General features: G+C 33.8%; 24 protein-coding genes. 16 read left to right on the forward strand and 8 right to left on the reverse strand.

Features of this window, described 5'->3' with window-relative positions; translation table 11 throughout:
* The first annotated feature begins 114 nt into the window (after positions 1-114).
* The 9 genes from CIGNP85_RS04605 (at position 115) to CIGNP85_RS08600 (ending at position 7,670) form a co-directional block, all read left to right on the forward strand.
* Positions 115-1,230, forward strand: a complete 1,116-nt coding sequence (locus tag CIGNP85_RS04605) for a bifunctional 2-C-methyl-D-erythritol 4-phosphate cytidylyltransferase/2-C-methyl-D-erythritol 2,4-cyclodiphosphate synthase (RefSeq protein ID WP_086232646.1) — start codon at positions 115-117, stop codon at positions 1,228-1,230.
* A complete protein-coding gene (locus tag CIGNP85_RS04610; RefSeq protein WP_086225275.1) occupies positions 1,227-2,099 on the forward strand; it encodes a response regulator in 873 nt (290 codons plus the stop codon). Before CIGNP85_RS04605 ends, CIGNP85_RS04610 begins: the two co-directional genes overlap by 4 nt.
* On the forward strand, positions 2,077-3,255 hold the full coding sequence (locus tag CIGNP85_RS04615; protein WP_086234778.1) for a sulfate adenylyltransferase: 1,179 nt from the start codon (positions 2,077-2,079) through the stop codon (positions 3,253-3,255). Before CIGNP85_RS04610 ends, CIGNP85_RS04615 begins: the two co-directional genes overlap by 23 nt.
* 8 nt (positions 3,256-3,263) lie before the next feature.
* Entirely contained in the window at positions 3,264-3,758 is a 495-nt protein-coding gene (locus tag CIGNP85_RS04620) for a phosphatidylglycerophosphatase A family protein (protein WP_086234777.1), read from the forward strand.
* A gap of 78 nt (positions 3,759-3,836) precedes the next feature.
* Complete coding sequence (locus tag CIGNP85_RS04625; protein WP_086228643.1) at positions 3,837-5,201, forward strand: nicotinate phosphoribosyltransferase; 1,365 nt, start codon at positions 3,837-3,839, stop codon at positions 5,199-5,201.
* Positions 5,202-5,228: 27 nt separating this feature from the next.
* Positions 5,229-6,251 (forward strand): ribonucleotide-diphosphate reductase subunit beta, encoded by a 1,023-nt coding sequence (locus tag CIGNP85_RS04630; protein ID WP_086229602.1) that lies wholly within the window; start codon positions 5,229-5,231, stop codon positions 6,249-6,251.
* Positions 6,241-6,897 (forward strand): carbon-nitrogen hydrolase family protein, encoded by a 657-nt coding sequence (locus tag CIGNP85_RS04635; RefSeq protein WP_086287177.1) that lies wholly within the window; start codon positions 6,241-6,243, stop codon positions 6,895-6,897. The genes CIGNP85_RS04630 and CIGNP85_RS04635 overlap by 11 nt, the downstream gene beginning before the upstream one ends.
* Positions 6,897-7,532 carry a protein-L-isoaspartate(D-aspartate) O-methyltransferase gene (locus tag CIGNP85_RS04640; RefSeq protein WP_086241552.1) on the forward strand — a complete coding sequence of 212 codons (636 nt, stop codon included), beginning with the start codon at positions 6,897-6,899 and terminating at the stop codon, positions 7,530-7,532. Before CIGNP85_RS04635 ends, CIGNP85_RS04640 begins: the two co-directional genes overlap by 1 nt.
* Before the next feature lie 12 nt (positions 7,533-7,544).
* Complete coding sequence (locus tag CIGNP85_RS08600; RefSeq protein WP_272888183.1) at positions 7,545-7,670, forward strand: hypothetical protein; 126 nt, start codon at positions 7,545-7,547, stop codon at positions 7,668-7,670.
* Between the two features lie 57 nt (positions 7,671-7,727).
* Here CIGNP85_RS08600 and CIGNP85_RS04645 read toward each other — a convergent pair whose 3' ends face one another.
* Both CIGNP85_RS04645 and CIGNP85_RS08330 read right to left on the reverse strand, forming a co-directional pair.
* Positions 7,728-8,102, reverse strand: a complete 375-nt coding sequence (locus CIGNP85_RS04645) for a type II toxin-antitoxin system death-on-curing family toxin (RefSeq protein WP_086241551.1) — start codon at positions 8,100-8,102, stop codon at positions 7,728-7,730.
* Complete coding sequence (locus CIGNP85_RS08330) at positions 8,102-8,263, reverse strand: hypothetical protein (RefSeq protein ID WP_179187366.1); 162 nt, start codon at positions 8,261-8,263, stop codon at positions 8,102-8,104. Before CIGNP85_RS08330 ends, CIGNP85_RS04645 begins: the two co-directional genes overlap by 1 nt.
* A 215-nt stretch (positions 8,264-8,478) precedes the next feature.
* Between CIGNP85_RS08330 and CIGNP85_RS04650 the strand changes: the two genes are divergently transcribed.
* The 7 genes from CIGNP85_RS04650 to sodB all read left to right on the forward strand — a co-directional run bounded on the left by CIGNP85_RS04650 (position 8,479) and on the right by sodB (position 17,865).
* Positions 8,479-12,675 (forward strand): S8 family serine peptidase, encoded by a 4,197-nt coding sequence (locus CIGNP85_RS04650; protein WP_086287179.1) that lies wholly within the window; start codon positions 8,479-8,481, stop codon positions 12,673-12,675.
* A gap of 18 nt (positions 12,676-12,693) precedes the next feature.
* Positions 12,694-13,017: a hypothetical protein gene (locus tag CIGNP85_RS04655; protein WP_086243352.1), complete on the forward strand. Its 324-nt coding sequence runs from the start codon at positions 12,694-12,696 to the stop codon at positions 13,015-13,017.
* Between the two features lie 12 nt (positions 13,018-13,029).
* Positions 13,030-13,557 carry a site-specific DNA-methyltransferase gene (locus CIGNP85_RS08430; protein WP_201790149.1) on the forward strand — a complete coding sequence of 176 codons (528 nt, stop codon included), beginning with the start codon at positions 13,030-13,032 and terminating at the stop codon, positions 13,555-13,557.
* Between the two features lie 135 nt (positions 13,558-13,692).
* Positions 13,693-14,559, forward strand: a complete 867-nt coding sequence (locus CIGNP85_RS08435) for a site-specific DNA-methyltransferase (protein ID WP_201790150.1) — start codon at positions 13,693-13,695, stop codon at positions 14,557-14,559.
* Positions 14,560-14,561: 2 nt separating this feature from the next.
* Positions 14,562-16,523: a DEAD/DEAH box helicase gene (locus CIGNP85_RS04665; RefSeq protein WP_086287184.1), complete on the forward strand. Its 1,962-nt coding sequence runs from the start codon at positions 14,562-14,564 to the stop codon at positions 16,521-16,523.
* Between the two features lie 131 nt (positions 16,524-16,654).
* Positions 16,655-17,110 (forward strand): hypothetical protein, encoded by a 456-nt coding sequence (locus CIGNP85_RS04670; RefSeq protein WP_086287186.1) that lies wholly within the window; start codon positions 16,655-16,657, stop codon positions 17,108-17,110.
* 104 nt (positions 17,111-17,214) lie between these two features.
* Positions 17,215-17,865, forward strand: a complete 651-nt coding sequence (gene sodB, locus CIGNP85_RS04675) for a superoxide dismutase [Fe] (protein WP_086225287.1) — start codon at positions 17,215-17,217, stop codon at positions 17,863-17,865.
* Positions 17,866-18,053: 188 nt separating this feature from the next.
* Here the strand turns inward: sodB and galE are convergent, their stop codons facing one another.
* From galE to CIGNP85_RS04705, 6 genes are read right to left on the reverse strand one after another with little or no spacing between them, the layout of a single operon-like run.
* Positions 18,054-19,043, reverse strand: coding sequence for a UDP-glucose 4-epimerase GalE (galE, locus tag CIGNP85_RS04680; RefSeq protein ID WP_086225288.1), 990 nt, complete (start codon positions 19,041-19,043; stop codon positions 18,054-18,056).
* 34 nt (positions 19,044-19,077) lie between these two features.
* The gene (locus CIGNP85_RS04685; RefSeq protein WP_086252313.1) at positions 19,078-19,719 is read right to left on the reverse strand and encodes a formyltransferase family protein; all 642 of its coding nucleotides are present in this window, start codon (positions 19,717-19,719) and stop codon (positions 19,078-19,080) included.
* Complete coding sequence (pseH, locus tag CIGNP85_RS04690) at positions 19,716-20,237, reverse strand: UDP-4-amino-4,6-dideoxy-N-acetyl-beta-L-altrosamine N-acetyltransferase (RefSeq protein ID WP_086287188.1); 522 nt, start codon at positions 20,235-20,237, stop codon at positions 19,716-19,718. The genes CIGNP85_RS04685 and pseH overlap by 4 nt, the downstream gene beginning before the upstream one ends.
* On the reverse strand, positions 20,218-20,457 hold the full coding sequence (locus CIGNP85_RS04695; RefSeq protein WP_086226601.1) for a hypothetical protein: 240 nt from the start codon (positions 20,455-20,457) through the stop codon (positions 20,218-20,220). The genes pseH and CIGNP85_RS04695 overlap by 20 nt, the downstream gene beginning before the upstream one ends.
* Positions 20,458-21,273: a DNA ligase gene (locus CIGNP85_RS04700; RefSeq protein WP_086287190.1), complete on the reverse strand. Its 816-nt coding sequence runs from the start codon at positions 21,271-21,273 to the stop codon at positions 20,458-20,460. It lies immediately after the preceding gene.
* Positions 21,270-22,079, reverse strand: a complete 810-nt coding sequence (locus tag CIGNP85_RS04705; protein ID WP_086228656.1) for a 3'-5' exonuclease — start codon at positions 22,077-22,079, stop codon at positions 21,270-21,272. The genes CIGNP85_RS04700 and CIGNP85_RS04705 overlap by 4 nt, the downstream gene beginning before the upstream one ends.
* Between the last annotated feature and the right edge of the window lie 26 nt (positions 22,080-22,105).

Consider the following 22,105-nt stretch of genomic DNA (forward strand, 5'->3'; position numbering starts at 1 on the left):
TATAATTTGGTGATTAACTAGCCAAATTTGGATTAAAATTTATGTTAATTTCAGTCAAATGAAATTTAAAACTATGTATAATTTCGTAACATGATTTTAAATTTAGGATCTATTTTGATTGATATATCTTTAATAATGCTAGGTGCGGGAAGCTCTACAAGGTTTGGATTGCCTGTTAAAAAGCAGTGGTTACGCAGCGGCGATACCCCATTGTGGCTAAAAGCGACTAGAAATATAAGCTCAAATTATAATTTCAAAGAGATTATTGTAGTTAGTAATGAGTGCGAATATATGTCCAAATTCGCTACTAATATTAAATTTATCCAAGGTGGCGCCACTAGGCAAGAGAGCCTTAAAAACGCTCTTAATCATATAAATAGCGATTATGTTATGGTAAGTGATATAGCTAGAGTGGATATAAGTCAAGCTTTGATAAAGCGGTTGATAGATAATGCGAATTTGGCTGATTGTATCGTGCCAGTTCTAAAGGTCAGCGACACAGTTGCTTATGGTAGTGAGTATATAAATAGAGATGAATTAAAGCGAATTCAAACCCCACAACTCTCCAAAACTGCGGTATTAAAAAAGGCTTTAAATAGCGATAAAATTTACACAGATGATAGCTCGGCTATCGCTGCTACCTGCGGTAAGGTATGGTATATTGCTGGTGATGAGAGAGCTAGGAAACTAACATATAAAGATGATTTGAAGCTTATAAATCTTGATCCGCCTTCATCTGATATATTTTGCGGTAATGGCTTTGATGTCCATGCCTTTTGCGATGGGGATCATCTGAATTTAGGCGGTGTGAAGATAGAATTTGATAGAGCTTTTAAGGCTCATAGTGATGGCGATGTAGCTATACACGCACTTTGTGATGCGATCTTAGGGGCGGCTAGTGCGCCTGATATTGGGCAGTTGTTTCCTGATAATGATATGAAATTCAAAGGCATTGACTCCAAAATTTTGCTTGAAAGGAGTGTGGATTTCATCCGTTCTATTGGATTTGAGATTGTAAATGTGGATTTGACTATCATTTGTGAAAAGCCTAAAATCTCTCCATATAAAGATGAGATGGCTCAAACCTTAGCAAGTGTGATGGGTATAAGCAGATTTAGAGTAAATATCAAAGCCACAACAAGCGAGAAATTAGGTTTTACAGGGCGTAGCGAGGGCGTAGCTGTGATAGCAAATGCGAATTTAAAATATTTTGATTGGACTAGGATATGAGAGTTTTAATAGTAGAAAATGAAATTTACCTAGCTCAAAGTATCGCTAGCAAGTTATCTGAATTTGGCTATAGCTGTGAGATTGCTACTCATACATTTGAGGCTTTAAGGGATGATAAATATGATGTAGTTTTGCTCTCTACTAGCTTTGGGGCTAATGAATTTTATAAGGTTATAGAAAATCACAAAAATTCAATTATAATTTTATTAATTAGCTACATTAGCTCTGATACCGTGCTAAATCCTATTAAAGCTGGGGTGAGTGATTATATCCAAAAGCCATTTATGATAGAAGAGCTTGTTAGAAAGATTAAATTTTTTGAGTCTTTTAAGCGATATGAGACCTTAAATGAAACTTACCGCATTATGCTAGAATCGGCTATGATAATTAATAAACCAGCTAGCTTAGACCATAAAAAGATTAAGCTACCATTGATTATCAGCTCTAGTAAAATCCAAATTAGCGATGGTTTTGTTTTTAGTTATGCTAAAGAGAGTGGATTAAATTGTAAAATTGTAGATGCTAAGCTTGGCTTTGATATTAAGGCTTTATTGCCAAATAGCTTTATATATATTAGAAATATTGATGAGCTTAGCTTAGATGCAAGGGCTAATATGCTTGATTCTTTGCGAGGTACGCCAACTATCGTTCATAGCGCAAGTGATCATATAGGATTTAATTTTATGATGCTAGGTGAGCCGCGTGCTGCTATGATGAGTGATATATTATCAATTGATGAGTATGTTAAGCAGATGATTTTATTATATCAAGATATCTTGCCAGATACTGAGATATCAAAAAAACTTGGAATATCACGCAAATCAATATGGGAAAGAAGAAAAAGGCATGATATCTACAGACAGAAGTAATATTATAAATATCAATCAAGATACATATGGCACCTTAGGTCTTATCAAAAATCAAATTTTAGGTAAATTTAAAAGGCTTATGGATGCTAGCGAAGCCAAAAGCGTCTATCAAACTGGATATTTTAGAGGTGAGCCTATGCCATATGCTTATACCTTTGCTCCATTTGGTAGGCGAAATCAAGCTGTAATTAGAGCTATAAAGCAAGGTCAAAAACTTGAATTTGCACTAAATGGAAATATAGTTGGTCATATGGTTGTCTCATCTGTTTATAAGCTTGAAAATCCTTATAATAGTATTTTTGCTGCTAGAGAGATTGAACTTGATGAAGATAATAAAACAGGTAAATACGCAGTTAGCGGCGAATTTGAAATTTATGATAATAATTTAGCTAAGATTAAAGAAAATGTTCTAAATAGAATAAAGGAAAATAACTATCAAAAAGTAACCGCCCTAATGCTCACAGCTGATCCATTTCACAGACTTCATGAAAGGCTAGTGAGAATGACTATTGATAAGGCTGATATCACTATAATTTTCTTGATTTGCACCCTTGAAAATAGGCGAAATTTGGATTTTAAATTAAGGCTAAAAACCTTAGAATATTTCGTAAGCAATTTCTTGCCTAATGAGCGTGTGGTTATAGTGCCTTTTGAAAATACCTATCTATTTAGTAATCATATAAATCCGGTTTTGGAGTGCTTAGCCGCTTATAACTTTGGTGCGACAAAGTTAGTAGTAGGGCAAAATCACGGCGGTATCGGAATGTTTTACGATCATAATCAACCAAATACAATCTTAGATAGCGTAACAAAAAATTTGGATATAGAGCTTATAGTTATGCCTGAATTAGTCTATTGTAATCAGTGTAGAACGATTGTGAGTATCAAGACTTGTCCGCATGGTCAGCACCATCATATCAAGTATAAATCCGATACGCTAAAAGAGCTTTTATTTAGTGGGATTTTGCCGCCTGCGATTTTAATGCGAAAGGAGATTTCGGCTATGATATTAAGCACGCTATTTCCAAATAGATTTGAAAATTTCCAAAAAATTTGTAATGATCTATTCCCTAATGTTGGGTTATTAGAAGATCGCACTCAAAATGATTTTTATCTAGATTTAATGAGTTTATATCAGACTACTTCGCTTACATAAGGATGAAAATGCAAAAGTTATTTGTAACATTTTTTTACTCTGGATTGCTAAGGCCAGCACCTGGGACTTGGGGTAGCTTGGCTGGGAGTATAGCGGGCGTGGCGATATATTATTATATCGGGCTTGAGACGCTTTTTATGGCTAGTATATTGCTATTTTTGGCTAGTATTAGCGTGATTGACTCTTATGAAGCCAAAAGTGGCACACACGATGATAGCTCTATAGTCATTGATGAGGTTGCTGGTGTGTGGGTGGCAATATCTATAGCTTTATCTAGCTGGGAGCAGTTTGGGGTGGATAAATTTGGATGGGTTAGTGTGATTTTGGCTTTTGTCTTTTTTCGAATTTTAGATATTACTAAGCCTAGTATCATTGGCAGGCTAGATCGCAATCTCAAAGGCGGCCTTGGTGTAATGAGCGATGATATGGTGGCAGGGGGATTTGCTGGGCTTATCACCGCTGCAGTTGTGGCTATTTTGGTTAAATTTGGTTTAATTATTTAGTGGATTTGTGGCTGATTATGCCCAAAATTCAAATTAAATTTGATAAAATACAAGCCAAATTTTACAAAAGAGGCAGATATGAATCCAATACTAAATACCGATAGTTACAAAATTTCACACTATTTGCAATACCCAAAAGATATTAAATTTATAAGCTCATATATTGAGTCTCGTGGTGGGCGGTGGAATCGCTTGTTATTTTATGGATTACAGATATTTTTGATGGAGTATCTAAGCCAAAAGATAAGCTACGATGATATAGATGAGGCTGATGAGTTTATCAAAGCACATGGGATGAAATGTAATAAAGATGGCTGGAAATATATAGTAGAGCATCATGGTGGGGTTTTGCCTTTAGAGATAGAGGCGGTGGCCGAAGGTAGCATTATACAAACTGAAAATGTCCTTTTACAGATTAAAAATACAGATCCGAATTTAGCGTGGCTTGTGGGGTATTTTGAGACGGCGATTTTGCGTTCAATTTGGTATCCTGTGGCTGTAGCGACTAATAGCTACTTTTGTAAGCAAAATATCTTACACTTTTTAAAAGAGAGCGGAACACCTGAAAATATCGATTTTGCCTTACATGATTTTGGTGCTAGGGGGGTTAGTAGCTTTGAGAGTGCCGGTATTGGTGGGAGTGCTCATATGGTGAATTTCAAAGGCTCTGATACCATCACAGGAGCGTTATTTGCCAAAAAATATTATGGTGCGGATATGGCGGCATTTAGCATACCAGCTAGCGAGCATAGCACGATGACTTCATGGGGCAAGGATGGGGAATTTCAAGCTTATGAGAATATGGTACAAAGCTATGGCGATGGGATTTTTGCTTGTGTGATTGATAGCTATGATACCTTAAATGCTATTGATTTGTGGGGCAAACTCTTTGATAAGGTTAAAAAGCTAGGTGGCAAGGTGGTTCTTCGCCCAGATAGTGGCAATCCTGTGACAATGGCTAGTGAGTGTATAGAGAAGATGATGAGCCTAGCAGGATATAGCGTAAATTCCAAAGGTTATAAGGTCTTGCCAGATCATATAAGGCTTATATATGGCGATGGGATAAATCCGCAAAGTATAGAAGATATCTTAAATGAGCTTAAATTTAGAAAAATTAGTAGTGATAATATTGTCTTTGGTATGGGTGGGGCGTTGCTTCAACACTTAAATAGAGATACTCTAAGGTTTGCTATGAAGGTAAATGCCGTAAGTAGCGATGGGATAAAGTGGAGAGATGTATATAAAGATCCAGTTACAGATCCCAAAAAACGCTCAAAATCAGGTCGCTTAGCACTCATTAAAGAGAATGACCTATATAAAACTATAAGATTTGATGAGTTAAATGGTAGGCAAAATTGGCTAACTAAGGTATTTAAAGATGGTGAAATTTTACGCAAATTTAGCTTTGATGATATCAGGGCTAGGGCTAAGGAGTATGATTAATTTATAAATTTAGATAAAGGATAGAAAATGCATAGAAAAAAGATATATAATCCAGCATCAAATGAGACGCTAGGTGAGCGTAAAATTTTTAATGGCAATCCGCATGGGATTTTGAATTTCACAAAGGCCAAATATACTTGGGCGCTTAAACTTTGGGATCTTATGGAGGCAAATACTTGGTTTCCAAAAGAGGTTGATACTACTGATGATGTGCGTGACTATGCTTGTAATCTCACAGCAGCTGAAAAGCGTATGTATGATTTAGTGTGGAGCCAGCTTATCTCTATGGATAGTTTTCAGACAAACAATCTAGCCGATAATATAAACCCATATATAACTGCTCCTGAGATAAATGCTGTTCTAGCCCGTCAAGCCTACGAAGAGGCAAATCACTCTAAAAGCTATGCTGTGATGGTAGAAGCGATCTGTGATAATACAGATTTAATCTATGAGATGGAGAAGCATGATGAGGTTTTAAGGCGTAAAAATGATTATATCTCAAGTGTTTATGAAGAGTTAGCTGGAGAGGTAACTGATGAAAAGCTACTTTTAGCTATGGTAGCAAATCAAATTCTAGAAGGGGTATATTTTTATAGTGGATTTACAGCGATTTATGCTTTGGCAAGGGCTGGAAAGATGCTTGGAAGCGCTCAAATGATAAGGTTTATCCAAAGAGATGAGATAACTCATTTGTTATTATTTCAAAATATGATAAACTCAGTTCGCAAGGAGCGTCCAGATCTATTTACTCCACAAATTGAGGCTAAAATTTATGATATGTTTCAAAAGGCTGGAGCTTTAGAGATTGAATGGGGTAAATATATTACTCAAAATCAAATAATGGGCTTTACAGATGATATAATCGAGCAATATATAAAGTATTTAGTAGATGATAGACTTACATCAATTGGGCTTAAAAAGCTATATAATGTAACTCATCCGATAAAATGGGTTGATGATTTTGCTAAATTTAATGACCAAAAATCAAATTTCTTTGAAAGCAAGGTTACAAATTATAGCAAAGGTAGCCTAAGCTTTGATGATTTCTAATCTTAAAACGCAAGTTTTAAGCTCTTTAGGAGCAGTTCGTAGAGCTAGTGAGCTTTGCGAATTTGCTAGTTCGCTTAAAAGTGGGGATTTAGCGCTTTGTGGTGAGCTGTGTGTTAGCGGCTATGAGAGACTTGATAGGATGTTTTGGCTGGATTTGGATGAAAATTTAGCCAATTTTTTAAAAAGTGGTGCATATCTAGGATATAGCTGCGAGTTTGATGGGTATAATGAGTTTAGGCTTTTAGGTTCAAATGGGCTTGAGTTTAAACAAAGAAAATATAAATTATTTAAGCCAAATGGTGAGGATAAAATTTTTAAATTTGGAAATTTAGATGAGATTTTCATACGAGAAATAGCAGGGATAAAAGTTGGCGTTTTGATCTGTTTTGAGCTTAGATTTATAGATCTTTGGAGTAGATTGCGTGGCGCTGATGTTATACTAGTACCAGCAATGTGGGGGCAAAGCAGGCGTGAGCATTATGAGACTTTATGCAAGGCTTTGGCTCTGCAAAATCGTTGTTACACTTTAGCGTGTAGCGATGTGGATTTGAAATTTAGTGCAGTTTTTGCCCCTGATGGTAGCAAGGCAGATGCGGCGAAATTTGATATTAATTTGATTAAAAAATTTAGAAAAATGGATAGATGATGAATAGTTTAGAAGCAGCAAAATGTCAAAAAATGAGCGATGAGATAGCGAATTTAGTAGAGCTTAGCCCCTTGGTTTATAAGGCCTTTAGCAGTACGCCTAGGACGCCTTTTGTGCCTGTATCTATCAATGCTTTTAAGCTTGATGCGCATCCAATTGGTTCAAATCAGTGGATTAGTTCACCGCTAACTGTAGCTAAGATGACAATGGCACTAGAGGCCGAAAATTGCGATAATATACTAGAAATTGGCTGCGGTAGCGGATATCAAGCGGCGATTTTGGCTAAGATCGCAAGGCGTGTTTTTAGTGTGGAGAGGATTGAGGCGTTGGCAAATTCGGCTAAATCTTTGATGAAAAATTTAGGGATAAATAATGTATTTATACGATTTGATGATGGGAATTTAGGTTGGCGAAGCTATGCGCCTTATGATAGGATTATACTTAGTTGCTTTTGCCAAAGTGTGCCTGATAGGCTATTTAATCAGCTTAAAGATGATGGAATTTTAGTCGCACCAGTAGCTAAGGATAATAAACAATATATCACACAATACAAAAAATCAAATGGCCAAATCATTAGCAAAATTCTAGATGAGTGTGTATTTGTCCCATTGCTTGATGGAACAGAGCAGAGATAAAAAAGGAGTAATATGCCAACTTTAAACTGGGTAGGAAAAGATGAGGTTTTAAGATACAATCCACCTTATCACACGCTAGAGAAAAAATATACTTTTAATGTTAAAAATAGTGATAATATGATAATCAAAAGGGGATAATCTACTCTAAAAGCCCTTCTTTTGATTTCATTGTTTATTTCTTTGTTTAGGAGATTTTTAAGTGAGAATTACAGAAAGAATATCTTTTAAATCATCTTTTGATATGGAATTTTCGGCAATCTTAACAACTACATTTTCCATTTTGGTATAATATCGATTTGGGCAATCTAAGCCATTTACTTTAGCAAAATGACAACCAAGATAAATTGCAGCTCTTTTGTTGCCATCTAAAAAAGGATGAAATTTTACACAAGAAAAAATTATATGAGTCATTTTATCCAAAAAAGTTGGATAATAATCATCATTTTGTATCTGCTCTAATGCTGAATTTAGGTATCCTATTTGAGTTTTATTGTATCTTTCTAAACCACCTATTTCACTGATTATATCATCGTGAAAATCAATAGCACATTGCAAATCAAAATAATACATTATTTATCTTTTAAACGCATAAATACGGCTCTAATTTCTGGGTCTTTTAGTTTTTCTAATCCATATTGTCTAGTTTTTTCAAACTCTTCACGAGTAATCATACGAGATGTTTCTTTATTTTTTTTCTCAATATTTTTTTGGGTATTATTTACATTATTCATTCTATCTCCTTATTAGTTTGATTATTATATATTTTCAATATTATAAAATTACTTAAATGGAAATTATATTATGGATATTTGAGCTATACACAAAAGTGGTTTAAAATTTATAATTTTTAATGTAATTTAAATGAATTTAAGCGAATTTAAAGTGATAAAAAGTGATAATTTTAATTATTAGGCAAAATTATTTATCATATTTTTAAGGAAAATTCGTGAAAAAAATCTCAAAAATCACGCTATCATTAGTTTGTGCTTCTGTTTTATTATCAGCTACAAATTCCCTAGCGCAGGCCAATGATAAGGTTTATAGCGTTATAAATCTCCATAATGCCAAAGCAGAAAATCCAAATATAGATGGCAGCGGCGTGGTGGTCGGCGTCGTAGATAGCGTCTTTAATACCAAAAATCCAATAATCCAAAATAAATTGATAAATTCGATAAATAACAGCATAGACCCAGATCGCTTCGCTGGTGGTGATAAGATTACTATGCTTCATGGCACTCAAGTATCATCTCTCATAGTGGGTAATAGTAGCGATCTAATGGGCGTGGCAAATGGTGCGACATTCTACGGCCTAGCATATCTAAATCCAAGCCCATTATACACAGGCGATATAAAAGCCGATATCCAAAAGATGATAGATAGTGACGTAAAGGTGATAAATCATAGCTATGTTAGCAATGGATTTGCTCTTATAAATCGCAAATGGGGCAATGGCCTAGAGGCTATAGCCCCAAATAGCCAAAATAGCAGCGCTATAAGCTATGATGAATTCCAAAAGCTCACACAAAGTGATATAAGTTTGCAAAGGGCTCAAGCCTTAGCTGAACTATCTAAAGAGCAAGGGATATTAAATATCGTTGGCGTAGGAAATGATGGTTTTAGCTCACCTAGGGCGAATTCTGTTTTGCCAAGTTATGATGAGAGCTATCGTGGGCTTTTGACTGTTGGGGGCTTGAACGCTGATAAAATCACTATCCAAAATGACAAGATAACAATCGGTGGAATCACTGATGATGAGTGGAAAGCCGCAGCCGATAAATGGAGCCAAGGCACAGGCAATAAAAAAAGCGGAATAATCCTAAATGAGCTAATTAATAAGCAAGGGATCTATACTTATAGCAATTTTTTTGCTGGATCAGCCTCGCTTTATGGTATTATGGCACCGGCTCAAAACATAGTAACAGCTAATGGTAGATATGGCTATACATATTATGATGCTAATAATGGGTATAAAGAACAAACAGACCTAACCACCACTATCACAGATTCTGGGACTAGCTTCGCTGCGCCACTTGTGAGCGGGGTGGCGGCTTTGGTAGAGCAGAAATTTCCATTTTTAAATGGCTCACAAATCAGCGATATTTTGCTAACTACGGCTAATAAAAATGTAGAGACTCCAAAATTGGTAGTAACCAAAAATGTCGGCAAAACTGGCTTGTCTGAATTTTATAGCATTTTTTATATTGGTCATGAAGTGCCAACAAATGGTAGCGGTATAGACTGGGAACAAGTCAAAAAAGATTTAGTAGCAGCTGGATTTAAATCAAGCCAAAATGATGAAAGCATAGCAAACTATATAATAGAACATTTGTTAAAAAGCGATGCCGATGCTAGCAGTGGTCTCAAAGCAAATTCGGTAGCAGTGATGAAACTAAGCAAAGAAGATTTCATAGGTAGTGGTATCTTGGATGCTAGTAAGGCTCTAAATGGCTTAGCAGCACTAAATATAAATCGCCTAAATCCTAGTGATATACAGAATTTTGATAATAAATATTATGGATTTTATACCATCGATACAAATGGGCTAAATGGCACCTTCACAAACAGTATAGATGAGATAAAATGGGATGATAAATACCATCTAAATGACGCTATAAACTCTCTTAAAAGTGATAATAGAGTAAATGCGGATTTACCTGCTTTACAAGCTGGATTTATAAAAACTGGCGATGGGAAATTGAAATTTAGCCAAAATACTCTAAATTATTCTGGTCCTACGATAGCTCGTGGCGGGATTTTAGAATTTGATAGAGTAACAGCGAATAATTCGGCTCTCTATGCTGATAATGGCGGTCAAATCCTAATATCAGGCGAAACTAACGCTAAACAAAATTTATACGCTATCAATGGCGGTTTAGCCACGATATCAGGCACTCTAGCTAGTGGCGATGTGTTTGCTAGAAATGGCGGTATAATAGGCGGAAATGGAACAATAGCCAAAAATCTCACCAATGAAAGCGGTATTGTGATGCCTGGTGGCGCCGGGCAAATCGGCGTTTTAAATGTAAATGGCACATATACCCAAAACCAAAATGCAAGCCTACACATAAATTTTAATAACCAAGCAAACTCCGATATCATCGCTATAAACTATGATATCAAGGGCGGAAATTTGGTTTATATCCCGCTTAGTGGGGAGTTTTTCAAAACTGGGCAAGAGATTAAAATTGATTTTGATAAGCTTAGTGAGAATGGAAATTTAGATAAATTTACTAATATCTCAGTCCTAGGTACAAGCACTTTAAATTTTAAACTAAAAGACAATAATACAATAATATCAAGTGAAAATACCAACAATTCTGGAAACCAATCTGGCAACCAATCTGGCAACCAAAACAACAATTCCGGCAATCAAAACAACAATTCCGGCAACCAATCTGGCAACCAAAACGACAATTCCGGCAACCAATCTGGCAACCAAAACAATAATTCTGGAAATCAATCTGGCAACCAATCTGGAAATCAATCTGGCAACCAATCCGGTAACCAAAACAACAATTCCGGCAACCAATCCGGCAACCAATCTGGAAATCAAAACAACAATTCTGGCAACAATTCCGGTAACCAATCTGGCAACCAATCTGGAAATCAAAACAACAATTCTGGCAACCAAAACAACAATTCCGGTAACCAATCTGGAAATCAATCCGGTAACCAAAACAACAATTCTGGAAACCAAAACAACAATTCTGGAAACCAATCCGGTAACCAAAACAACAATTCTGGAAATCAATCTGGAAATCAATCTGGCAACCAAAATAATGAAAATACCAACAATTCTGGAAACCAATCTGGCAACCAATCCGGTAACCAAAACAACAATTCTGGAAATCAATCTGGAAATCAATCCGGTAACCAAAACAACAATTCTGGAAATCAATCTGGAAATCAATCCGGTAACCAAAACAACAATTCCGGTAATAGCAACACTATAATAGTAGAAATAAAAGAAGATGCCTATAAACCTACAAACTCTTCACAAGCGACAAACTTGGCAGTATCTAAGTCATTGATACAGATTAGAAATTCAGCGAATTTAAGCCCAAAATATCAACAATTCTTTGGAGAATTAGATACAACAAGCAATAATCGTAAAAAAGAAATTCTATCAAGTGTAAATTCAAAAGATATCTCAAGATCCGCAGGAGAAGCTGCGACCTTCACAGGTAGAACTTTAGGCCAACAAACATTGCCATTTGCAACTCTTCAAAGTGGCGCTACAAAGGTCGCTACTATAGCTAAGAATTCGAAATTAGCTCTCATAAATAGCGATATGACTGATAGTATGGTCTATGATATCTTAGAGAGTTATAACGCAGCTTTGAGTAAAAGCGAGATTTTCAGTAGGGTTTCATACTCATATTTCAAAGGCGATGACTATAATATCGATACATATTCTGTGAATTTAGGTACCAACAAATGGGTAAGCGATGATGTTAAATTGGGTGCGTTTTTGAACTATTCTCACCAAAAAGGGGATTATGGATTCTCAGATATTACAAGCAAGTTAATATCTGTGGGTTTGGCTGGTTTAAAAGATTTTGGCGATTTTAATTTAATAGCTAGCGTGGATGTCGGTATGGGATTTAATGATACTAGTCGTTATATCCTAACCTCAAGTGATGAGCTAAAAGCCGATTATAATAGCTATTTTGTCTCAACTGGGCTTGGTCTATCAAAAGATTTTGAGATAAATGATAGCTTTGTTTGGACGCCGATATCTATGCTAAATTATATATATACTAAGCAAGATGGATTTGAAGAGAGTGGCGGTATATTGGCTAAGGGGTATAAAGATATATCTATAAATAGCTTAAATTTAAGTCTAGGTGGCAATATAGCTTACAATATAGCTACTCAAAACAATCTTTTTGCTACTTTAAATGGCTTTGCTTTTTATACAAGGCGATTAAATAGCGATAGTTTTAGTAGTACAGAGTATTTTGTAGATGCTAAAAATAATCTTTGGACACAAACAACTAAGCTAAATACCGATAGTGTCTATTTTGGTGCTGATGCTAATATCGAAAAGGGTAATAAATTTATAAACTTTTTAGTCTCAAGCGAGATAACCAAAGATACACATAGTATAAATACTGCTATTAGGGCTGGGATTAGATTTTAAGAGTGAAATTATAATTTTATGAAAAGCAATAAGTGGAGAAATTTAGCGATAAATTATAAAAATTTATCGCTACCGGCCTTTAAGCCTAGAAAACAAAATTTAATATCCGCTGATCTATATAAAAATATAATTTATCGCTATTTTGATGAGTTTAAATTTATAAACCAAAATATAGATAAATTTGATGAGTTTATCAAGATGAGTATCGAGACTCTAAAAATCATAGCAAATATAGACAAAATCATCCCCACACAATACAAAAAATCAAATGGCCAAATCATTAGCCAAATTTTAGATGAGTGTGTATTTGTCCCATTGCTTGATGGAACAGAGCAGAGATAAAAAAGGAGTAATATGCCAACTTTAAACTGGGTAGGAAAAGATGAGGTTTTAAGATACAATCCACCTTATCACACGCTAGAGAAAAAATATACTTTTAATTCTAAAAATGATACAAGCGAAAATATGATAATCAAAGGCGATAATCTACTTGCTCTAAAAGCCCTTTTGCCACAATACGAAAATAAAATTAAATGTATTTACATAGACCCGCCATATAACACCGGCAATGAAAACTGGGTATATAACGACAATGTAAATAGCCCAAAAATCAAAAAATGGCTAGGCGAAGTGGTAGCAAAGGACGACCTTTCACGGCATGATAAATGGCTATGTATGATGCTGCCACGCCTTAAGCTACTTCATAGGCTTTTAAGCGATGATGGCGTGATTTTTATCTCAATAGATGATAATGAAATGGCAAATTTAAAATTGCTTTGTGATGAAGTCTTTGGTGGTGGGGGATTTTTAGCTAATATAATTTGGGAAAAATCTTATTCTCCGATAAACTTAAAAAAACATTTTTCAAATTCACACGATTAAAATATCTTAAATGCTAAATGTAATGGCTTACAAAGAAGCGATGAGGCAAACAGTAGATACTCAAATCCAGATAACGACCCAAGAGGTGTATGGAAAAATGCCTGCTTATATGTAGGTCCAAGAGTTGAAGAAAATGTGTATCCTGTAACATCGCCTACTGGAAAAGTTTTTTATCCATCTAGTGGATATAGCTGGTTGTTTTCGCAAGAACGATTTAAGGAAATGCTAGATGATAATAGAATTTATTTTGGTGTAAACGGAAATAATGCACCTTCGTTAAAAAGATTTTTGAGTGAAGTTAAACAAACTGTTACGCCTATGACTATTTGGAAATATACAGAAGTTGGTCATTCTCAGGATGCTACTAAAAATTTAAAAAGTATTTTTGATGGAAATGCTGTTTTCGACTATCCAAAATCAGTAGATTTATTGAAAAGATGTTTTGAATTATACGCCGATAAAAATTCCATTATACTAGATAGCTTTGCTGGGTCTGGAACTACTGCGCATGCTGTTTTGGAGCTAAATAAAAAAGATGGTGGAAATCGTAAGTTTATTTTAGTAGAAATGGAAGACTATGCTGAGAATATCACAGCTGAGCGTGTAAAGCGTGTGATAAAGGGCTATGGCAAAGAGCCAGAGAATTCCGCTACTGGTGGGGATTTTAGCTTTTATGAGCTTGGAGATAGGCTGCTGCTAGAAAATGGCAATCTAAATGAAAACATAAGCATAGAAAAAATAAGAGAATATATCTATTTTAGCGAGACAAAAGAAAAATGCGAACAAAACGATAGCGATTTTTTAGGTGAGTGTAATGGAGTGACTTATTATTTTATCTACAAAAAAGATGACATAACTACACTAGATTTTGAGTATTTAGCAAAGTTAAAAAAGGCTAGTAGTTATGTGATTTATGCTGATGTATGTGTGCTTAGTGATGAGACTATGATGAAATACAATATAACTTTCAAAAAAATTCCAAGAGATATTAAAAAGGTGTAAAAATGGAGCTAAAATCATATCAAAAAAAGGCTATAAATGATTTAAAAAGCTATTTGGAGTGTTTAGATAGCTATGGTATAAAAGAAGGCTGGAATAAATACTGGCGAGACATGGGTGTAAATGCTGGTAAATACCACGACAAAATAAAAGCTGTGCCAAATATCTGTGCCAAAGTGCCAACCGGTGGAGGTAAGACTTTTATAGCTTGTGCTAGCATAAAAGTAATAAGCGATGTAATATCAAAAATAGATAAAATATTTGTAATATGGCTAGTGCCAAGTGAAGCAATACTAACTCAAACCCTAAAAAATCTAAAAAACCCTAAACACCCTTATAGAGAGCGTTTAAACGCTGATTTTAATAGCGATGTAGAGATTTTTAGCTCAAATGATTTGCTAACTAAGCTAAATAAAAGTAATCTAAAAAGCCTAAATATCGCAGTTTTAAGCTTTGCTAGTTTAAGAATAAACAATAAAGAAATGCGCAAAATGTATCAACAAAATGGCTCCTTGCTTGATTTTGATAGTTTTTTAGATGATAGAGAAAACCTAGAAGATGTAGAAAAATTAAGCGTAATAAATGTAATAAGAAATTTTAAGCCAATAGTGATAGTAGATGAGAGCCATAACGCAAAGAGTGATTTAAGCATTGAAATGCTTGAAAATTTAAACGCTAGTTTTATTTATGAGCTTACTGCCACACCAAAGGATAGCTCAAATATCATACACTACACAAACGCTATGGAGCTAAAACAAGAAAATATGGTAAAACTACCAGTATTTTTATGTAACTTTGTAAATGTGGCAAGTGTCATAGAAAATGCAATAAGCTTACAAAATAGACTAGAAGCAATAGCAAAAAATGAAAATTCTAATTTACGACCAATAGTACTATTTCAAGCACAAAGTGGAGCAAATGAAGATGCGCAGACTTTTGAGAAACTAAAAAATAAGCTAGTAAATATCGGTATAGAAAAAGAGCAAATAGCTATAAAAACTGCTAAAATCAATGAGTTAAATGGAATTGATTTATCACATAAAGATTGTAAAATACGCTATATCATCACTATAAATGCGCTAAAAGAAGGCTGGGATTGTCCTTATGCGTATACTTTAGCTAGTATTGCTAATAAAAACTCTACTGCTGATGTAGAACAGCTAATAGGTAGAGTATTAAGGCAGCCAAACGCTAGAAAATACACAAATCAAGAATTAAATGTAAGCTATGTGCTTACTTGCTCAAATGACTTTGAAAGAACCGCTAAAAGTGTGATAGCTGGATTAAATGGAGCTGGGTTTAGTAAAGATGATTATAGGCAAAAGGATTTTAGAGAGCTAGAAGAGATGGCAGAAAAGCCACAAGAGCTAAAAGATATCCTTGAATATGCTAACAATGAAAATGATAGCGATGAAGATAAAAATAGTGAATTTTTATCTGCTGATGTTAATGCCCAAAATATCGCAAAAAATATAGAGTTAGGAAATAAAACTAACGATATACTCAAAAATGCTAAAACACAGGCTAATGAATACGATAAAGAAGTAGAGAAAACTTCATCAAATTTGGATTATTTTGGAGATTTAGAAGTGAAAGCTAGTAAGATAAAATTTGAAGTAGAAAAAATACCGCAATTTGTAAAGCTTTTGCCTAGTGGCTCTATTTTATTTGAAGAATTAAATAGTAAGGTGCTAGAAAAAGAAGATTTAGAAAAAGATTTTAAATTAGCAGATAAGGATATACAAATCAATTTTGACTTAGCAGAAGGCAGTATTTTTGAAGTAGATTTAAGCAAAGATGATAATTTGCCAAAATATAAAAAAGTATCACAAATGCAAAGAGAGTATTTTAAGCAGTATCTAAAAACAAAAAATGATGAAACTAGAATTCGCCAAAGTATAAATTTGATTTTTGATAAGCTAAGAAATGATAATGCTTTAAACGAAAATGATTTAAAAACTATATAGAGCGTATAGTAAATAATCTAAGCGATGAAAGAAAAGCAAAATTATTAGATGAAATAGACGCATACACAATAAAAATAAAAAATAAAATTAAAGAGCTAAAAAGTGAATATAGAGAAAAAGTATTTTATGATTTGCTAAATAAAGGCAATATTAAAATAGAAAATACTTTTAGTTTTGAGCCAACAATACAAGCTTCTAAACTAAGCTCTTTGCGTGATAAATCCCTATATGAAGAAGAAATAGATAATTTAAACTCACTAGAAAATAGGCTTTTAACCGAAATCGTATCATTAGATAACATAAAATGGTGGCATAGAAATAAAGATATGAAACCTGGATTTTGTATAAATGCTTTTATCAATCATTACCCAGATTTTATAATTTGCACCGAAAATGAAAATATCATAATGGTAGAAGTAAAAGGCGATGATAGAACAAATGATGATAGCAAGACAAAGCTCAAATTAGGCTCAAAGTGGGCGGATAAAGCTAGGGATAAATATTTTTATTTCATGGTGTTTGAAAATAGTAAAATTGAAGGCTCTTTACTCGTAGATGAGTTTATTGATACTATAAAAGAGTTGTGATATTTAAATTTCGCCATATTTGTAAATTTATTTAAGAGTTTTATACTCTTATTTAATATTTTAGGCTATAATTTCAAATCTCAAATTTAATCAAAGGATAAAATATGTTAGAGTTAAGAAACCTACCATTTGACCCAAATTCCAACGCAGTAGTGAGTAAAGAAGCCTGTGATTATCACCATGGCAAACACCACCAAACATATGTAAATAATTACAATAATCTAACAAAAGATAGCGACCTAGCTAAAGCTAGTCTATTTGATGTACTTGTAAATTCACAAGGCGGATTATTTAATAATGCTGCGCAAGTGTATAATCATGATTTTTACTGGGATTGTATAGCGAAAAAAAGCGATAAAAGCAGTGAGCTTGAAGCAGCTTTAAAAAGCGATTTTAAAGACTTTAAAGCTGAATTTATCAGCTCTGCTACAACTCTATTTGGCTCAGGCTGGACATGGCTAGTTTATAACCCAGCTACAAGCAAACTAGAGATTAAAAATACTTCAAATGCCGCTACTCCAGTAACTGATGGATTAGTGCCACTACTTGTAGTTGATGTATGGGAACACGCATATTATATAGATAGTCGCAATGCTCGTCCAGCTTATTTAGAAAAATTTTATGAAAATATCAATTGGGATTTTGTAAGCACAGCGTATGAGTGGGCTAAAAAAGAGGGATTAAACTCAGTTAAATTCTACATCGATGAGCTTCATCCAGTAGCTAGTTGCTGCGGACATTGCGGTTGTAATTAATCATTTTAAATACTAAATTTGGCTAGAATCATAGCCAAATTTAGCTAGAAAATAGATAAAAATTTATTTTTATCACAAAGATGGTAAAGCCATTATATATTATTTGAGATTTAGCTCCAACTTTGCTGGAGCTAAAAATTTAAAATTATTTATCACTTTTGCAAGCAAGATCGCAATATATAACAAATTTAAATCTTTTTCTCCCATGCAAGTGCTGAGGCGATTATAGTCTCTAGATTATCCTTTTTAGGCTTCCAAGATGTAAGATTTCTAAGCTTAGATGAATCTGCTATAAGCACAGCAGGATCGCCTAAGCGTCTTGGCGCATCTATTACTTCAAAATCCACACCGCTTATTTTCTTAGCAGTATTTATAACCTCAAGTACGCTAAATCCATGCCCATATCCGACATTAAAGATATCACTATCATTGCTATTTAAATAATCTAAAACCGCTAAATGTGCACTAGCAAGGTCTTCGATATGAATATAATCTCTAATACAAGTTCCATCTTTAGTATCATAATCACGCCCAAAAATACTCATATTTGCTCTTTTGCCAGTTATTGTTTGTGTAGCAACTTTAATTAAATGAGTTGCGTTTGGATAGTTTTGACCGATTAAAGAGTCGCTTGAAGCGCCTGCGACATTAAAATATCTTAAAATTCCATACTTAAATTTGCTATTTGCAGCGGCTGCGTCTTTTAAAATTTGCTCACTCATTAGCTTTGATGTACCATATGGATTTATAGGATTTTGTGGGCTATTTTCACATACTACTCCATCTTTTGGCTCACCATAAGTTGCAGCTGTAGAGCTAAATATAAACTTCTCTACGCCAAATTCCACCGCAAGATTAATAAGATTTGCTGTATTTGCAGTATTGTTTAGATAGTATTTTAATGGATTTTGCATACTCTCAAACACCTCTATATACGCAGCAAAATGTATAATAGCATCAAATTTATGCGAAGCAAAAATCTCTTTAAGATGAGCAGTATCAGCTAAATCGCATTTGATAAAATCAAATTTGCCTACACTCTCAAGCGCTACTAATGCATCTTGCGAACCACTATAAAAATTATCAATGACAGTTATCTTATCAGCTGCACGCTCCAATAAAGCTTTTAATACATGCGAACCAATATATCCAGCTCCGCCAGTTATCAAAATATTCATTTCTACTCCTTAAATTTGCGATATTATAGCCAATTTAATTCTCATCTTGACTATAAATTTTTAAAATAAATTTCTTTTTATCCTTATAAAAATATGCTGGATACTCATCATTGCTAGCAATTCTTAATTGATTAAAAAGCTCATTTAAGCTTAAATTTGGATCAAGCTGACTATCTTTTGGACTGCGTTTTGGGTAAAATGTACGCTCTCCTATTTGTTTGATTGGAGTTAGATTTTTATAATTTATTATAAATTTCAAACTCATCTCAATACACATATTAGCTTGTAACTCTCTAAGCTCATCATTTAACTCTAGGCCGCTTAATTTCAAAGTCTCCTTAAGATAGTAATCTCCGCTATCAACGCCACTATCAGCCTCAAAAAGAGTAAAAACTATATCATTTTTACCTTCTAAAATCTGCCAAAACATTGGCGACCAGCCACTACCTCTTGGTAAATCAGAAGCATGAATAACAATATTATGGCGATTTTTAATCAAAAACTCTTTATCAATTATTCTATGATAACTAAGTATAAAAACAACATCATAACCACTAATTCGTTCATGAAAATTATAAATTTGGCTATCAAATCTACGATGTCTTAATAGATCTTGCAATTTTAATGCATATGGCTCAAACCATTGATTAGCTGTAGTAAGAATTGCAATCTTCATGCCAAGAGCCTTTCTTGGCAAAAAATAGGTATATTAAGCCCTACCCCCCCCCACTGGCGGCTAAAATATACCATATCTTTATCCTTTTTAATTATATTAAATTCAAATTTTTTATAAAGCGTTATAGCTCTTAAATTATCCATAAAAGCTTTAGCCAAAATCTCTTTAACACACAGCCTATTAAACGCATAATCTACAACCACTTCCATAAGTAAATCGCCCATACCACGCAAATCTGGACTAGCATATATCCCAAATTCACAAGAGCCTTTAGAGATATTTACAAATGAGATCACTCCAATTGCTAAATCATCTTTATAAGCTAAAAAATATATTTTATCATTAGAACTACTAAGAGTATCTATAAATCTTATATGCTCATTCCACTCTATACTTTTATTTATCATATATCTAGCAATTTTAGGGTTGTTTCGCCAATTATAAATCATCTTTATCTCTTTAGTATCTAAGCTAGTAAAATTGACAAGCTTTATACCATTAATCAAGCTTTCTAGCATCTATCTCCTCGCTTTTATCAACCCAACCATACTCGCACCACTCTAGTTTTTCATTATCGATATTTTTAAATTTCCTATCACACTCCCATTTGCCCATACCTAGCATTCGCATCGTCTGACCATATCTGTAGCCCTCTTTTTGCTCTTTTGTTTTTGGCTCATATAGTATTAGCGCATTTAAGCTAACGATCAATACGCATAAAAATATAATTTGTTTCATCTATTCACCTCTTTTAATTCGTAAAAATACTGGAAATCTTGGCTTATTATTATTGGTTATATTTTGAAATTTATATGTGATTATGGTGCCTATTTTTGGGGGATTTTTTCGTATTTCATCACTAAATCCAGATCCAATTTTAAATTTAATTTTACTAAAAATATCTACACAATCTACTGAACCCATAGCACCTTCATACTTGCCTTTACCATTATTTATAGCTACTATTTGACACTCACTATCATGCCACTTTTTTAATTTTAGTATTTTATCGTTTCGGCCACTTATATATGATGCATTTGGATCACGAACTACTATACCTTCGCCACCTTTGCTTACAATCTCATCTAAAAAGGCAAAAGCATGAATATTGTTTTGAATATAAGTTTGCTTTACAACTTTTATAAAATTACTTGGATTTAGGCTTAAAAACTCTTCTAAATAGGCCATTTTATCACTTAAATTTCCATCAAATTTAGGTAGATCAAATACCATATACTTAATATTTTGCCATGCTTTAATATCAGGATTTTTATCTAGTACTATAGAAGCAATTAGCTCAAACTCTCCTCTATTGCTCCACAGCTCTCCATCAAGTGCAAAATCTGGCAATTGAGCTATAAAGCTAGATGGTGCATTAATTATATTACCATTACGACTTTTTAACTCCTTGCCATCCCAAATAGCACGCACGCCATCATATTTTTCGCTCATCATCCATCCAGTTAGATTTTCATCTTTATACTCTTTAAGAAGCATTACAGAAGAAAAAGCACTAGAACAAACTAGCCAAATTAATAAACATATCCTAATCATCTACGCCCTAATCTATCAAGTTCATTTTTTATATATCTATCAAATACTATGCTATAACTCATATCTGATTTTTGGGTGTTTAGATACTCATTCATCAAGCTTAAATAATTAGCATAATCATCTAAATTTAACCTGCCACGCAATAATTCATATTTTAAAAATAACCAATATGTATTTAGCGTATCAGATTCACAATATTCATCAATTTTATCTTGCTCTCCATTATAGTATAAGTTCATCACCTCATCGCCACAAATATCATATTTACCAGGCAGATTTAAACTAGCACAAAGCAGATCTAGTTTTAGCCCGCTTACAGCCTTAAAATCGCTAATATGATCAAGCAAATCAAGATGAAAAACTCCATCATACCTACTTCTATAATTGCACCATTTATCCTTGCCATTAGCCCTATCATTGGTGTTAAAATACTCACTAGCTTCTATATTATAACGCATCGCTCTTATCATCAGCATAGGTAGATCAAAGCCTCTACCATTATAACTTACAAGTCTAGGATTATGCTCATTTATAAATTTAATAAATTCAGCTATTTTTTTCTCTTCACTATCTCCAGCAATTGTAGATACTCTTTTAAATCTACCAAACTCATCAGCTATTACTGCACTAATAGTTACTACTTTATGAAAACAAACTGGCAAAAACTCACTTCCACTTTGCTCTTTTTGCGCCTCAAGTGCCATTTGTGCTACACTCTTATCATCACCTTCATAACCATAAGCCTCTCTTAAAGAATCACAATCAGGCACAGTCTCACAATCAAATACACATATATAACCGCTCATAAATTACCAACTTTTAATCAAATTTA

Source organism: Campylobacter sp. P0085 (genome assembly GCF_002139495.1).
Taxonomy (GTDB): domain Bacteria; phylum Campylobacterota; class Campylobacteria; order Campylobacterales; family Campylobacteraceae; genus Campylobacter; species Campylobacter devanensis.